This window comes from Nonomuraea sp. NPDC048901 (assembly GCF_040649695.1).
In the GTDB taxonomy this organism is placed as follows: domain Bacteria; phylum Actinomycetota; class Actinomycetes; order Streptosporangiales; family Streptosporangiaceae; genus Nonomuraea.
The window spans coordinates 665501-679038 of the sequence record NZ_JBEZFW010000004.1; the positions used below are offsets into that span (position 1 = coordinate 665501).

Here is a 13538-nt window from a genome sequence, read left to right on the forward strand (position 1 = left end):
TCAAGTCACAATGGTCTCATCGCACACTTTGCGTCCATCGCTTCTTGAGGTAGGACTTTCCGGCATCTGTCTGCGGAATCGTGAGGAGCACCGGCGGCCCGGGGGCGACGGGCATTTTGGCTGCCTGCTCGGCGTCGAGCGTGCCGCGCATCAGCATCGCCTCGCCGCGGGCGGGGCGGGCCCAGCCCTTCTGCAGGAGGTTCTGGCCCTCGTCGGAGAAGAGGAACTCCTGCCAGAGACGGGCCGCGGCGGGATGTGGCGCGTCCTTGCTGATCGCCTGTACGTGGTAGTCGCCGAGCGGCGCGTCACGCGGGATCGTCACCTTCCACGCCTCCGCGTCGCGGGCGCTGCGGGCGGCGTTGAGATGGTCCCAGTCCACGATCACGTTGGCCTTGGCCGGATCGGTGAGCCGGCCCGCCTGCTTGAGCTTCGCGAACAGCTCGACACCGCGCTGCGGCTGTGGCACGCCCGACACCAGCGAGGCGGCCATCACGCCGTCGAAGGCCGCCGCGGAGTGCAGCGGGTCGCCGTCGAGCGCGACCAGGTAGCCCGGCTTGGCGGCCAGATCGGCGAAGGAGGCGGGGGCGGGGACCTTGCGCGGGTCATAGCCGAGCGACATGTAGGCGCCGTAGACGCCGTACCAGGCGCCCGCGGGGTCCTTGATGTGGTCGGGCAGGTCCTGCCAGCCCTGCACCTTGTACGGGGCGAACTTGGCGGCATCGGCCACCGCGACGTCGAGGGTGAGGTCGAACACGTCGGGTTTGAGCTGGGCGGCGGCGTCGATCTCGCGCCGGCTGCTGGCGCCGGGCTCGAGCTCGTTGACCTTGATGCCGTACTTGTCGGTAAAGGCGTCGATGATCGCGCCGTAGTTGACCCAGTCCCGGGGAAGCCCGATCACGGTGAGCGAGCCTTCCCGCTTGGCGGTCGCGGCGAGGTTGTCGAGGGTCGTGAAACCCTGCTTCATGGAGGCGGCCTTGACGTTCACCGGCGGCAGCGGCTTCTCGGCCGGGGGCGACGACACGCCGCATCCGGCGCTTGCGATGAGGACGGTTACGGCGGCGCAGATACGTACGGTCACACGACGAATACTCGCCGTTACTTCCGTTCAGGTCGAGGAGGCGCGGCCGGAACGACCTTGGCCGCCACCAGCACCTCTTCGGAGATCTCCACCAGAGTGCCGTCCCTCTTGCGGACACGTAGCACGCCGCCGTCCCAGGATTCGAGAATTCCGACGGCGTCACGGAAGCCTTCCGGAACCCGTCTGCGGGTGGTGATCCGGGCGCCGACGTCAGCGGTTGTGATCGCGATCACGAGGCGAGCGGCCACGAGTTTGCCACCCTCCGTTTCGGCCAGTTGGCAAGCACGGCAATACTAGGGCTAGCAGACCGCCGTCAGAGTCATGCCATGGTGCGGAGAGAAGGAGCTCGAGGTGACCTACGTCATCGCGCAGCCTTGCGTGGACGTCCTGGACAAGGCGTGCATCGAGGAGTGCCCCGTTGATTGCATTTACGAGGGCGAGCGCATGCTTTACATCCACCCCGACGAGTGCGTGGACTGCGGCGCTTGCGAGCCAGTGTGCCCCGTCGAGGCCATTTTCTACGAAGACGACCTTCCCGAGCAGTGGAAGGAGTACTACAAGGCGAACGTCGACTTCTTCGAGGACCTGGGTTCGCCCGGTGGCGCCTCCAAGGTCGGCAAGATCGACAAGGACCACCCGGTCATCGCCGCGCTGCCGCCGCAGGCTGAAGAGCACTAGCCCGCACCCCGCAGCGGGGCGCCCGAACGGCGGGCCCCGCTGCCGGGCGTACGGCGCGCACGCCTGAGAGGTGGAGACGTGCACGCCTGAAACCTGGAGAACCGTGAACAACCTGCCCGACTTCCCTTGGGACCGGCTGGAGCCGTACAAGGCGCGTGCGCTGGCCCACCCCGACGGCATCGTCGACCTGTCGGTCGGCACGCCCGTCGACCCGGTGCCGCCGCTCGTCCAGAGCGCGCTCGTCGAGGCCGCCAACAGCCCCGGCTACCCGCTCACCCACGGGACGAAGGCGCTGCGGGAGGCCGCCGCCGGCTGGCTGCGCCGCAGGCACGAGGTCACCGTCGAGCCGAGCGACGTGCTGCCGCTGATCGGCTCGAAGGAGTTCGTCGCCTGGTTGCCCAGTTACCTGGGCGCCCGGCGGGTCGTCTTCCCCGAGCTGGCCTATCCCACCTACGACGTGGGAGCCCGGCTGGCCGGAGCGGAGGCGACCGCCTCCGACGGCCTGCTCGCGCTGGGGCCCCAGCACGTGGACCTCGTCTGGGTCAACTCGCCCGGCAATCCCACGGGCCGGGTGCTGCCCGTCGAGCACCTGCGCAAGGTGGTGGCCTGGGCGCGCGAGCGCGGCGTGGTCGTCGCCTCCGACGAGTGCTACATCGAGCTGGGCTGGGAGGAGCGACCCGTCTCCATCCTGCATCCCGACGTCTGTGAGGGCTCCCACGAGGGGCTGCTCGCGGTCCACTCGCTGTCCAAGCGCTCCAACCTGGCCGGTTACCGCGCCGGGTTCGTGACCGGCGACCCGGCTCTGGTCAAGCGGCTCCTGGAGATCCGCAAGCACGCGGGGATGCTCATGCCGGCCCCCGTACAGGCCGCCATGACGGCCGCGCTGGGCGACGACGCGCACGCCGAGGAGCAGCGCGAGCACTACGCCAGGCGGCGCCTCCAGCTGCGGCCGGTGCTGGAGAAGGCGGGCTGGAGCATCGAGCACTCGACCGCCGGGCTGTATTTCTGGGCGACGGACGGGACCAGTTCCTGGGAACAGGTCAGTAAGCTCTCCGAAATCGGTATTTTGGTTGCTCCGGGGGAATTCTACGGATCGGCAGGTGGGCGGCATATCCGCATCGCCATGACCGCCACTGATGAACGCATCAGTGCGGCGGTGCGCCGCCTCCAGTAGGATCCCCCGCGAAGCAGGGCACACATAAGTTGATAACGGCGTTTGCTGAGGCAGACCGCGAGTGGAGCGAGCTGATCGATGAGCATGACCTTCGTGGTCGTACTCGGGCTGAGCATCGCCACCGTCCTCCTGCTGCTGGGTGCCTTCCTGGCCACCATGCGCCAGGACAGGAAGGGTCGCGCGACCGCACAGCCGGTCGAGATAGCGGCCACCGAGGCCCCACTGCCGGCACCGGTGAGCATGTCCGGGTACACCGGATCCGACTATGTCGATCCCCGCACCATCAAGGTCGGTGACCGGATAGAGGTGCACGGATCGCCCGCGCGGGTCCTCGGCGCCATGTACATCTCGTGGCAGGGCATGCAGTGGGTCGAATACCGGCTGCGTGACAGCTCCCGCCGCATGCAGTGGCTGTCGGTGCAGGTGCGGCAGGCCGAGGGCGAGCCGTCGCACCTGGAAGTGCTCATCTGGACCGAGGTGCCCACCGAGGGCATGGTGCCCGCCAAGAGCATGCTGATCATGGAGGGCGTCGAGTTCCATCCGATCGAGCGGGGCACGGCCGCGTTCAGGTCGGAGGGCAACACCGGCAACGCCGAGCGGGGCCTGCTCGACTTCGCCGACTACCGCGCCTCCGACGGGCGGCTGCTCTCCTTCGAGCGGATCCAGGGCGGCCGATGGACGGCCAGTTACGCCAGGCCGCTGCCGCCCGGCTCGATCAGCATCGTCAGCCGCGCCACTTCCTAGGGCGGATCGCCTAGGAGATGTCCACCTTGCTGTCGGTCGCCTTGCCGCCCGACTGCCAGCCCTCCAGGTTCATGTCGTTGGTCCAGGTGGCGCCGTTGAAGCCGACGTGCTTGAGTCCGTACTTCTGCGCGTGGGCCACCGACCATGCGGCGATCAGCCAGCCGCGCTTGCGCGTCGAGATGGACGGGTCGCCGAGCGCCCGGGCGAGCTGGCGCCGCGCCTCGGCGGTCTTGGCCTGAGGGGCGGGCGTGCCCGTCTTGGGCGGTGGGTACCAGCAGTGCACCGCCTTCGGAACACGCCCGGTGAACGCCGCCGCGAGGATCCTGGCGTCCTCCTCGTGCTGGGCGTAGGCGTAGCCGCCCGCCGAGCGCTGCACGGCCTGGGCGGCGTCCTCCAGCGGGATCTTCCGGTAGTTCTTGACCTTGACCAGCGCGGCGAAGAACCGGTTGGTCGCGTAGACGGGGTCGAGGAGCTGCTTGCGCTTGCCCCACCCCTGCGATTGGCGCTGCTGGAACACGCCGACGGAGTCGCGGTCGCCGTAGTCGAGGTTGAAGAGCTTCGACTCCTGCAGCGCGGTCGCGTAGGCGATCACCACCGCTCGTTCGGGCAGCTTGCGGCGCTCCGCGACGGCCGCGATGGTGGCCGATATCTGGGCCTGCTCGATGTCGAGATCCCGGTCGCCCACGGGGGTCTTGACGCTGCAGTGGGCTTCCGGAATGGCCAGCGGCTCCGTCTTTTTGAGCAGGTGATAGAGGCCGACGGAGATCCCCACCGCGAGCAGCAGAACGATGACCGCGATGGTGATGACTCCGCGGGAGAAGCGCAGGCGCACGCTGAAAAACCTACCCGGCCAGATAAGCTCCGTGGCCATGAGGCACGTGAGCGGTGTGTCACCGATCGTATCCGCGGTGGACGAGCTGTGGGCGCGTCGCGAGGAGCTGTCACCCCGCGACCTCGACGCGCGCAAGGTGGTGGTGAGCGCGATCGACCTGCTGGACAGGGGACAGGCGCGGGCCGCGCGGCTGACCGACGGCGAGGTGGTCGTGGACGAGCGGGCCAAGCGGGCGATCCTGCTCAGTTTCCAGGTGCTCGGCCTGGCCAGGTCGCAGGTGGGCGACTTCCAGCACCACGACCGGCATCCGCTCAAGACCACGCTCGATGGGGTGCGGGTGGTTCCGGGAGCGATCGCGCGCTGGGGCTCCTATCTGGCACCCGGCGTGGTGCTGATGCCGTCGTTCACGAACATCGGCGCGTACGTCGGCGAAGGCACGATGGTCGACACCTGGGCCACGGTCGGCTCCTGTGCCCAAATCGGGAAAAACGTTCATTTGTCCGGCGGTGTGGGGATCGGCGGTGTGCTGGAGCCGCCCAACGCCGTGCCGGTGATCGTGGAGGATGACGCGCTCATCGGCAGCCGTGCGATGCTGGTCGAAGGCGCCCGGGTGGGACGCGGCGCCGTCATCGGGGCGGGCACGATCCTGTCGGCCTCCATCCCGGTGATCGATGTGCAGACCGGCGAGGAGCTGGCCCGCGGCCGCGTACCCGACTGGTGCGTCGCCGTCGGCGGCACCCGCCAGAAGGAGTTCCCCGGCGGCACGTTCGGGTTGCCCTGCGTGCTGGTGATCAAGCGCCTGGAGCCGGGGCAGCGCCACGACAAGGCAGCGCTCAACGAGGCGCTGCGCGAACACGGAGTGAACACCTGATGCTGGACCTGACGCAGGACGTACGGACGCTGACCGCGGCCATCGTGGACATCGAGTCGGTGAGCGGCGACGAGAAGACGCTGACCGACGCGGTCGAGCGGGCGCTGGCGGCGTTGCCGTACCTCAAGGTCGACAGATCGGGTGAGACGCTCGTCGCGCGCACGGAGCTGGGCCGCGCCGAGCGGGTGCTGATCGCCGGGCACCTCGACACGGTGCCGGTCGCCGGTAATCTGCCCAGCCGCGTCGAGGGCGACCTGCTCTTCGGCTGCGGCACCTCGGACATGAAGGCGGGGGTGGCGGTCGCGCTCAAGCTGGCGGCCACCGTGCCCGCGCCCAACCGTGACGTCACCTATGTCTTCTACGACTGCGAGGAGATCGAGGCCGAGCGCAACGGGCTGACGAGGGTGGCGCGCGAGCACCCCGACTGGCTGGCGGCCGACTTCGCGGTGCTCATGGAGCCCACCGACGGGGTGATCGAGGGCGGCTGCCAGGGCACCCTGCGGGCCGAGATCACCATGGCCGGCAAGCGCGCGCACAGCGCCAGGTCGTGGCTCGGGGTCAACGCCATTCACGGCATCGAGCCGGTGCTGGCCCGGCTCAACGCCTATGAGGCCCGGCAGCCCGTGGTCGACGGGCTCGCCTACCACGAGGGTCTCAACGCGGTCGGCGTGCGCGGCGGCGTGGCGGGCAACGTGATCCCGGACGAGTGCGTGGTCACGGTCAACTACCGGTTCGCGCCCGACCTGTCGATCGAGCAGGCGCAGGAGCACGTACGCGAGGTGTTCGACGGGTTCGAGGTCCGCTTCACCGACGGCGCCCCGGCGGCGCGGCCCGGCCTCACCCACCCGGTGGCGGCGGCCTTCACCGCCGCGGTCGGCGGCACGCCGCGGGCCAAGCTGGGCTGGACGGATGTCGCGCGCTTCTCCACACTGGGGGTGCCGGCGGTGAACTACGGTCCCGGTGACCCGAACCTGGCGCATCAGCAGGGGGAGTACGTGTCGCTTCCGAAGATCGTGGAGAGCGAGCGGGCTCTGCTGAACTGGCTGACAAAGTGAAAGTGGCTTTCCTCGCCGGCCATTTGGCGGGGAAAGCCACTTTCAGTCCCGAGCAGCACCCTCGGCAGTTAGACGCAGGCAGGTCGAAATCTGGTTCCTGCTTCTTACAAGATTTTTTACGCGGGTTCTTAGTGCCATCTACCAGGGCATTTGCCGCAGAGGCCCTCTAACGGGTGACTAGTCCTCGTTGTGCGCGGGGTCGCCCGGCGTTGGGCTAGCGTGACCGCATGGAACAGACACGTCCGGAACGCCGTCAGGGGCAGGCCGTGATCCGCGGCAGTCTCGCGCTTCAAACCACCCATGATCAGCGGCTGCTCGACCGTCAGGGCCCCGCCGACTGGGTGCACATGGACCCGTGGCGAGTGCTGCGCATCCAGGCGGAGTTCGTGGAGGGATTCGGGCAGCTGGCCGAGCTGCCCCCGGCGGTCACCGTCTTCGGCTCCGCCCGCACGCCCGAGGGCTCGGCCGACTACGGCATGGGCCGCGCGCTCGGCCATGCGCTGGCCCAGGCCGGCTATGCGGTCATCACCGGCGGCGGCCCCGGGATCATGGAGGCGGCCAACCGGGGTGCTCTGGACGTGGCGGGCGGCATGTCGGTGGGGCTCGGCATCGAGCTGCCCTTCGAGCAGAAGATGAACGACTACGTGGACCTCGGCATCGAGTTCCGCTACTTCTTCGTCCGCAAGACGATGTTCGTCAAATACTCGTGCGGCTTCATCGCGCTGCCCGGTGGGTTCGGCACGCTCGACGAGCTGTTCGAGGCGCTCACGCTGGTGCAGACACAGAAGGTGACCTCCTTCCCCGTCGTGCTGATGGGCTCGGAGTTCTGGGGCGGCCTGATGGACTGGATCAAGAGCACGCTCCTGGACACCGGCAAGATCGCTGAGCAGGATCTCGGCCTCATCACCATGACCGACGACGTCGAGGAGGCCGTACGCCTCATCGTCGACGCCGACCTCAAGCGGTCCGAGCAGCTCCGGGAGGAGAAGAGCGCCGTCGCCGCCCAGCCGGCCGAGCCCCAATAAGCTCAAATATGTGAATATCTGCGTGTTTTGCGCCTCAAGTCAGAAGATTGACGAGAAATACCTCCAACTCGCCACAGAGGTCGGCGTCGAGCTCGCCCAGCGTGGCCACACGCTGGTGAGCGGCGGCGCCACCGTCTCGTGCATGGGCGCCATCACCGCCGCCACCCGCGCCTCCGGCGGCCGCACCATCGGCGTGATCCCCCAGGTCCTGGTCGACATCGAGGTCGCCGACACGGGCTCCGACGAGCTGATCGTCACCACCGGCATGCGCGAGCGCAAGGCCGCCATGGACGAACGCTCCGACGCCTTCCTCGTCCTGCCCGGCGGCATCGGCACGCTGGAGGAGCTCTTCGAGATCTGGACGGCCCGCGTCCTCGGCATCCACGACCGTCCGCTGGTGATCCTCGACCCGTGGGGCCTGTACACGCCGCTGCGGCAGCTCATCGAGAACATGTACGACGCGGGCTTCACCCGGGCCAACGTCTTCGACGCCATCTCCTGGACCACCACGGTCGAGGAGGCGTTCGCGCACCTGGAGGCCACCAGCACGCCGGTTCGGCCCAGCGTCGAGGAGCTCGGCGAGGCCACCGGCTGACCCGTCCCGGGGAGTCCCAAGACGTAACAGGCGCGGCAAGTGCGGGACTCGTGCCTCGATCGTATGAGTACGATGCCAATGTGCTGGTCGTACTCGCCATTGCCGCGCTCGCCATTCTGGCCTGCGTGGTCCTGGTCTCCCTCGGAAGGGGCGGGGAGCTGACCGAGTTCCCGCCGGATGTGCCGCCTCTCGACCTGCCCGAGCCCGGGCAGCTCACGGCGGTGGACTTCATGGCGCTGCAGCTGCCGGTCAACCTGGTCGGCTACCACACGCAGAGTGTCGACGAGACCCTGCGCAGGGCGGCGACGGCGATCAGCGCTCGGGACACCAGGATCGCGGTGCTCGAACAGCGGGTCTCCGAGCTGCTGTCGAGCCGGCTGTACGCGCGCCAGGAGGTCTACGCGGCTCCGGGCGCCGGCCTGCGCACCGACCATGAGCCACCGGCCGCGCCCCGGGACCTCTCTCAGGAGGGAGACTCGGCGGCCGAGCCGCACGACCTGGGAGACCAGCACGCCGAGCCGCCCACGGACGAGCCGCAGGACGCGTCGGCGATGCCCGGCCAGCCGGACGTCGCGGCAGAGCCGGACGCTGTGGTGAAGCCGGAAGACGACGCCACGCCATCCGAGGCGCCGGCCGATCGCACGGCCGCGTTCGACGCCTCGGCCGCGGCAACGGAAGACGAGCCGGTCCGCGACGGTGAGCTGGTTCGCGATGGTGAGCCGGTCGCGGTCCAGCCGAGTGACGACGGGGAGCCGATCGCGGCCCAGCCGAGCGACAAGGGGCTGGAGCGCGAGGGTGAGCCGGTGCGGGTGGCGCCGGGCGAGGACAGGGACGAGAGCAAGTGACGCAAGTGCCCGAAGTGATCCGCTGTACCTGGCCAGGGATGGCGGACCCGATCTACATCACCTACCACGACGAGGAGTGGGGCCGCCCGGTCCGGGGCGACGACGGTGTCTTCGAGCGGGTCTCCCTGGAAGCCTTCCAGTCGGGCCTGTCGTGGCTGACGATCCTGCGCAAGCGCGAGAACTTCCGCGCCGCCTTCGACCAGTTCTCCATCCCCAAGGTCGCCGCGTACACCGAGGAGGACGTGACCCGGCTCCTCGGCGACCCCGGCATCGTGCGCAACCGCGCCAAGGTGGAGGCGACCATCGCCAACGCGCGGGCCGCGCTCGACCTGCCCGGCGGCCTGTCCGACCTGGTCTGGCAGTACGCCGACGCCGAGTCCCCGGTCCCCAGGTCGATGACCGACGTCCCGGCCATCACCCCGGCCTCCAAGGCCCTGGCCAAGGACCTCAAGAAGCGCGGCTTCAGATTCGTCGGCCCGACCACCGCGTACGCCCTCATGCAGGCCATCGGCCTGGTCAACGACCACATCGAGGGCTGCGTCGCCCGGCAGGCACAGCCGTAGCGGATTCAGCGGCCGTGGAACGTCGGCAGCTCCTTGGCCAGGAAGGCCCGCGTGGCGTCGAGGTGGTCCTGGGTGGCCACGCACTCGTCCTGCAGGTCGGCCTCCACGGCCAGGGTCTCGGGCAGCGAGTGCGTCGCGGCGTAGGCCAGCGCGCGCTTCGTGGCCGCGAACGCCCTGGTGGGCCCCGCCGCCAGTCGTACGGCCAGCTCATGGGCGGTCTTGAGCACGTCGTCGGCGGGCACCACGCGCGTGACCACGCCCAGTTCGAGCGCGCGGGCCGCGCCGAGCGGCTCGCCGAGCAGCAGCAGCTCGGTCGCCCGTCCCAGACCCACCAGGCGGGCCAGCGTCCACGACGCGCCCGAGTCGGGCGCCAGGCCCACCCCGGCGAACGCCATCGCGAACTTGGTCTTGTCCGAGGCCACCCGCAGGTCGCAGGCGAAGGCCAGCGAGGCGCCCGCCCCGGCGGCCACGCCGTTGACCGCCGCCACGACCGGCTTGGCCATCGTGGTGATCAGCTCGACGATGGGGTTGTAGTGCGCGCGGACCGTGTCGGCCAGGCCGCGGCCCGCCTCCAGGTTGTCGGCGTGCTCGCGCAGGTCCTGGCCCGCGCAGAAGGCCCGTCCCGAGCCGGTGAGCAGCACCGCGCGCACCTCGGGGTCGGCGGCGGCGCGGCGCAGCGCGTCGAGCAGGGCCGCCTTCACCTCGGCTGTCAGCGAGTTCATCGCCTCGGGCCGGTCGAGAGTGATGGTGGCGACGGCATCGGTCACGTCATAGCGGATCAAGGCAGCTCCCTGTCGACGAACGCGGCGGCCGCGGGCAGCAGGCGGACCGCCTCCTGCTCGAAGTAGGCCCTGGCCTTCTCGCCCGGCCAGGCGGACGGCAGCAGCTCCGGGGGGAGGCCAGGGTCCCGGAACAGGAAGTTGCGCCATCCGTGCACGAGTTTGCTCCTGGTCGCGAACACCTGATCAGCCGGGGCGCCGCCGGGCAGCGCGCCGACCAGAGTGACAGCTTCCGACAGCCAGTGCTCGTACGCCGCGCCGATGGCGGTCAGATCCCAGGCGCGGGCCACCAGCTCGCGCGGGTCGCCCTCAAGCGCCGCGTCGAACCTGTCGGCGCGCACGCCCTCGCCCTCCAGCAGGTTGTCCAGCTCGATCGACGAACGCGGGCCGATCCACGTCGTCTCCGACAGCGCGGCGTACCCCAGGAAGGTCAGGTCGGCGCGGATCCGTTCCCTGCGCGGACGGTCCTTGACCGGCTCGAGGACGATCAGGTGCCACCGGCCACGCCAGCTCAAAGTTCCGGCTCGGTAAATTCTCAAGGCGGCTTCGTCCAGACGTCTGACGCACTTCGGCGTAAGTCCGTAACCGGCGCCCTGGGGCAGCCTGACGGGCTGCAACCAGCCCTGCCGCACCATGCGGGAAACGGCCGTCCGCACGGCCGGGGCGGCGATTTCGAGGGGCTTCATGAGCCGTACGAGCGCGGCCACGGACGCCTGTCCACCGCGCGAGCGCAGGTGGTCTCCATAGAGGTCGAACAGAGCGGCGCGAGCATGCACGAAGTCCAGTTTGGCCGCCTTCGCCAGCATGGACAACGCATTCTGGGAGGAGATCGTTACCCATGAGCGCTCTCGATGCGGGAGAATAGGACATCACAGATGACGTGAATGCGTCGGCCATCCTCAGGGGCGGCCGGAAACCGCGGGCCGCGGGAGCCCAAGGCAGGAAGGGATGCACGCATGGCGGCGATGAAGCCGCGGACCGGCGATGGTCCGCTGGAGGTCACCAAGGAAGGGCGCGGCATTGTCATGCGGGTCCCCCTGGAGGGTGGCGGCCGGCTCGTCGTGGAGATTTCCGCCGACGAGGCGAAGGCGCTCGGCGAAGCGTTGAAGAACGTCGTCGGCTGAGAGCTCCCGAGACACAGGTCGTTCCACGGCCCTGGCGTGCGTCCGCGCCAGGGCCGCTGACGTTTGAGGGGGATTTCCGTGCCCATTGAGACCACGGCATCGGTGGTGGCCGACGTACCAGCGGACGTCGAGCTGCTCGCCGTGCCCTATGACGCCGATCTCGCTCCCGCCGTCGAGCTGGATCTGCACGTGCCGACGGCCGCCCTGTTGGCGCACTATGACGCCAAGGGAGAGGCGGGTGAGGTGGTGGAGGTCCCGGTGGCGCGGGCGGACGGGGTCGGCCGGGTGCTCCTGTACGGGGTCGGCGACGGCTCGCCGCGCGCCCTGCGCAAGGCGGGCGCCGCGCTCACCCGCAAGGCCAAGGGCAGGGAAGCGCTGGTCGTGGTGACGCCGGCGGGCGACGTGACGGCCTTCACCGAGGCCGCGCTGCTGGCGGCGTACACCTTCAAGATCGGCGAGCCGGGCAAGCCGTCCGTGCGGGCGCTGACGTTCGTCGGCGCCGACGAGGACGCGGTGCGGCGCGGCCAGACCGTCGCCCAGGCGGTGGCGCTGGCCCGAGACCTGACCAACACGCCCGCGTCGGTCAAGAACCCGCTCTGGCTGGCCGAGCGCGCGGCCGAGCAGGACGTGCCGGTACGCGTGTGGGACGAGGAGCAGCTGCAGGCGGGCGGCTTCGGCGGCATCCTGGCCGTCGGCCGGGGCTCGGCCAACCCGCCCCGCCTCATCCAGCTCTCCTACACCCCGCCCGAGCCGAGCGATCGGCATGTCGTGCTGGTGGGCAAGGGCATCACGTTCGACTCGGGCGGCCTGTCGCTCAAGCCGAACGAGAACATGAAGACCCAGAAGACCGACATGGCGGGCGGCGCCGTGGTGATCGCCGTCATCTCCGCGCTCGCCCGGCTGGGCGCGCCCGTGCGGGTGACCGGCCTGATCGCGGCGGCCGAGAACATGCCTTCCGGTACGGCCCAGCGGCCCAGCGACGTCATCAAGCACTACGGCGGCCGCACGGTGGAGGTGCTCAACACCGACGCGGAGGGGCGGCTGGTGCTGGCCGACGCGCTCGCCTACGCCGACGCCGAGCTCGACCCGGACGCGGTGGTGGACATCGCCACGCTCACCGGGGCGATCACCGTCGCGCTCGGCCGCGGCTACGGCGCCGTCTACGCCACCGATGACGATCTCGCCCAGGGGCTGGTCGAGGCGGGGCAGGCCAGCGACGACCGGCTGTGGCGGATGCCGCTGATCGACGACTACGCGCCGGCGCTGGAGTCCTCGATCGCGGACCTGGCCAATGTCGAGAGCGGTTCCACCTATGGGGCCGGGTCGATCACGGCGGCGTTGTTCCTGAGGGAGTTCGCGGGCAAGCGGCCGTGGGCGCACCTGGACATCGCGGGCGTGGGACGCAGCACCGTGAACGAGGGCGTGCTCACCAAGGGCGCGACCGGGTTCGGGGTGCGCGTGTTGCTGGAGTGGCTGACGCGCTAGGACAACGTGTGTTCGGCGCTATGAGGCGGTCTTGACGGCGGCGAGCAGGCCGTCGCCCAGGGGCATCAGCAGCGAGCGCAGGCGGTCGTCGGACTGCACCAGCTTGCCCAGTTCGCGCAGCGCGACCGTGTCGGGGTCGCGCTGCGCCGGGTCGGCCACGCGGTTGTGCCACAGGACGTTGTCGAAGGCGACGATGCCGCCCACCCGCAGCAGCCTGACCGCCTCGGCCAGGTAGTCGGCGTACTCCTGCTTGGCCCCGTCGGCGAAGACCATGTCGTAGCCGCCGTCGGAGAGCCGGGGCAGTACGTCGAGGGCCCGGCCGGTGATCAGCCGCACCCGCCCGCCGGAGAACCCGGCCTCCGCGAACGCCTGCCTGGCCAGCCGCTGATGCTCCGGCTCCACGTCGACACTGGTCAGTGTGCCGTCGGGACGCATGCCGCGCAGCATCCAGAGACCGGAGACGCCGCAGCCCGTGCCGATCTCGACGACCGACTTGGCGTTGACGGCCGTGGCCAGGAAGCAGAGCGCCGCCCCGCCCCCGGGAAGGATGGGCGTGGCACCCATTTCCAGGCCGCGCAGGCGCGCCGCGTGCAGGATCTCATCCTCATGATGGAACTGCTCCGCATAGGCCAGAGTGGCCTCTACCGGACTGGTCATCGGCCTCCTCCCCCCACTTTCGTGCGATTGGTC

Annotated in this window: 17 protein-coding genes; 11 read left to right on the forward strand and 6 right to left on the reverse strand. The window is 69.8% G+C overall.

Going from position 1 to position 13538, the window contains the following annotated elements; all coding sequences use genetic code 11:
- Positions 1 to 16: 16 nt before the first annotated feature.
- On the reverse strand, positions 17 to 1078 hold the full coding sequence (locus AB0C30_RS16915) for an ABC transporter substrate-binding protein (protein ID WP_357944218.1): 1062 nt from the start codon (positions 1076 to 1078) through the stop codon (positions 17 to 19).
- A 17-nt stretch (positions 1079 to 1095) separates the two neighbouring features.
- A complete protein-coding gene (locus AB0C30_RS16920; protein WP_357944220.1) occupies positions 1096 to 1326 on the reverse strand; it encodes a hypothetical protein in 231 nt (76 codons plus the stop codon).
- Between the two features lie 103 nt (positions 1327 to 1429).
- Between AB0C30_RS16920 and fdxA the strand changes: the two genes are divergently transcribed.
- From fdxA to AB0C30_RS16935, 3 genes are all read left to right on the forward strand, one after another.
- Complete coding sequence (gene fdxA / locus AB0C30_RS16925) at positions 1430 to 1756, forward strand: ferredoxin (RefSeq protein WP_357944222.1); 327 nt, start codon at positions 1430 to 1432, stop codon at positions 1754 to 1756.
- 103 nt (positions 1757 to 1859) lie between these two features.
- Entirely contained in the window at positions 1860 to 2930 is a 1071-nt protein-coding gene (dapC, locus tag AB0C30_RS16930; protein ID WP_357944225.1) for a succinyldiaminopimelate transaminase, read from the forward strand.
- A gap of 78 nt (positions 2931 to 3008) precedes the next feature.
- Entirely contained in the window at positions 3009 to 3674 is a 666-nt protein-coding gene (locus AB0C30_RS16935) for a DUF4178 domain-containing protein (RefSeq protein ID WP_357944228.1), read from the forward strand.
- Between the two features lie 10 nt (positions 3675 to 3684).
- Here the strand turns inward: AB0C30_RS16935 and AB0C30_RS16940 are convergent, their stop codons facing one another.
- Positions 3685 to 4506: a hypothetical protein gene (locus AB0C30_RS16940; protein ID WP_357944230.1), complete on the reverse strand. Its 822-nt coding sequence runs from the start codon at positions 4504 to 4506 to the stop codon at positions 3685 to 3687.
- A 37-nt stretch (positions 4507 to 4543) separates the two neighbouring features.
- Between AB0C30_RS16940 and AB0C30_RS16945 the strand changes: the two genes are divergently transcribed.
- The 6 genes from AB0C30_RS16945 to AB0C30_RS16970 all read left to right on the forward strand — a co-directional run bounded on the left by AB0C30_RS16945 (position 4544) and on the right by AB0C30_RS16970 (position 9460).
- The gene (locus AB0C30_RS16945) at positions 4544 to 5377 is read left to right on the forward strand and encodes a 2,3,4,5-tetrahydropyridine-2,6-dicarboxylate N-succinyltransferase (protein WP_357944232.1); all 834 of its coding nucleotides are present in this window, start codon (positions 4544 to 4546) and stop codon (positions 5375 to 5377) included.
- The gene (dapE, locus tag AB0C30_RS16950; RefSeq protein WP_357944234.1) at positions 5377 to 6432 is read left to right on the forward strand and encodes a succinyl-diaminopimelate desuccinylase; all 1056 of its coding nucleotides are present in this window, start codon (positions 5377 to 5379) and stop codon (positions 6430 to 6432) included. The genes AB0C30_RS16945 and dapE overlap by 1 nt, the downstream gene beginning before the upstream one ends.
- Positions 6433 to 6659: 227 nt before the next feature.
- Complete coding sequence (locus tag AB0C30_RS16955) at positions 6660 to 7457, forward strand: TIGR00730 family Rossman fold protein (RefSeq protein WP_357944237.1); 798 nt, start codon at positions 6660 to 6662, stop codon at positions 7455 to 7457.
- Positions 7458 to 7467: 10 nt separating this feature from the next.
- Positions 7468 to 8052 carry a TIGR00730 family Rossman fold protein gene (locus AB0C30_RS16960; protein WP_357944238.1) on the forward strand — a complete coding sequence of 195 codons (585 nt, stop codon included), beginning with the start codon at positions 7468 to 7470 and terminating at the stop codon, positions 8050 to 8052.
- Positions 8053 to 8132: 80 nt separating this feature from the next.
- Complete coding sequence (locus tag AB0C30_RS16965) at positions 8133 to 8897, forward strand: hypothetical protein (RefSeq protein ID WP_357944240.1); 765 nt, start codon at positions 8133 to 8135, stop codon at positions 8895 to 8897.
- A 5-nt stretch (positions 8898 to 8902) separates the two neighbouring features.
- Positions 8903 to 9460 carry a DNA-3-methyladenine glycosylase I gene (locus AB0C30_RS16970; protein ID WP_357944614.1) on the forward strand — a complete coding sequence of 186 codons (558 nt, stop codon included), beginning with the start codon at positions 8903 to 8905 and terminating at the stop codon, positions 9458 to 9460.
- Between the two features lie 5 nt (positions 9461 to 9465).
- On the opposite strand, the gene AB0C30_RS16975 is transcribed toward AB0C30_RS16970, so the two are convergent.
- Positions 9466 to 10242: an enoyl-CoA hydratase-related protein gene (locus AB0C30_RS16975; RefSeq protein WP_357944243.1), complete on the reverse strand. Its 777-nt coding sequence runs from the start codon at positions 10240 to 10242 to the stop codon at positions 9466 to 9468.
- The gene (locus AB0C30_RS16980; RefSeq protein ID WP_357944246.1) at positions 10239 to 11045 is read right to left on the reverse strand and encodes a PaaX family transcriptional regulator C-terminal domain-containing protein; all 807 of its coding nucleotides are present in this window, start codon (positions 11043 to 11045) and stop codon (positions 10239 to 10241) included. Before AB0C30_RS16980 ends, AB0C30_RS16975 begins: the two co-directional genes overlap by 4 nt.
- Positions 11046 to 11195: 150 nt before the next feature.
- Here AB0C30_RS16980 and AB0C30_RS16985 point away from each other — a divergent pair, with 150 nt between their 5' ends.
- Entirely contained in the window at positions 11196 to 11363 is a 168-nt protein-coding gene (locus AB0C30_RS16985; protein ID WP_020545024.1) for a DUF3117 domain-containing protein, read from the forward strand.
- Positions 11364 to 11441: 78 nt separating this feature from the next.
- The gene (locus AB0C30_RS16990) at positions 11442 to 12848 is read left to right on the forward strand and encodes a leucyl aminopeptidase (protein WP_357944248.1); all 1407 of its coding nucleotides are present in this window, start codon (positions 11442 to 11444) and stop codon (positions 12846 to 12848) included.
- An 18-nt stretch (positions 12849 to 12866) separates the two neighbouring features.
- Here the strand turns inward: AB0C30_RS16990 and AB0C30_RS16995 are convergent, their stop codons facing one another.
- Positions 12867 to 13505, reverse strand: coding sequence for an O-methyltransferase (locus AB0C30_RS16995; protein ID WP_357944250.1), 639 nt, complete (start codon positions 13503 to 13505; stop codon positions 12867 to 12869).
- Positions 13506 to 13538: the final 33 nt, after the last annotated feature.

What these genes read in the sequence shown, in the direction of transcription:
- AB0C30_RS16995 (WP_357944250.1), bottom strand. Translation starts at nt 13,505, where the DNA reads ATGACCAGTCCGGTAGAGGCCACTCTGGCCTATGCGGAGCAGTTCCAT.
- AB0C30_RS16985 (WP_020545024.1), top strand. Translation starts at nt 11,196, where the DNA reads ATGGCGGCGATGAAGCCGCGGACCGGCGATGGTCCGCTGGAGGTCACC.
- AB0C30_RS16980 (WP_357944246.1), bottom strand. Translation starts at nt 11,045, where the DNA reads ATGCTGGCGAAGGCGGCCAAACTGGACTTCGTGCATGCTCGCGCCGCT.
- AB0C30_RS16955 (WP_357944237.1), top strand. Translation starts at nt 6,660, where the DNA reads ATGGAACAGACACGTCCGGAACGCCGTCAGGGGCAGGCCGTGATCCGC.
- dapE (WP_357944234.1), top strand. Translation starts at nt 5,377, where the DNA reads ATGCTGGACCTGACGCAGGACGTACGGACGCTGACCGCGGCCATCGTG.
- AB0C30_RS16935 (WP_357944228.1), top strand. Translation starts at nt 3,009, where the DNA reads ATGAGCATGACCTTCGTGGTCGTACTCGGGCTGAGCATCGCCACCGTC.
- AB0C30_RS16945 (WP_357944232.1), top strand. Translation starts at nt 4,544, where the DNA reads ATGAGGCACGTGAGCGGTGTGTCACCGATCGTATCCGCGGTGGACGAG.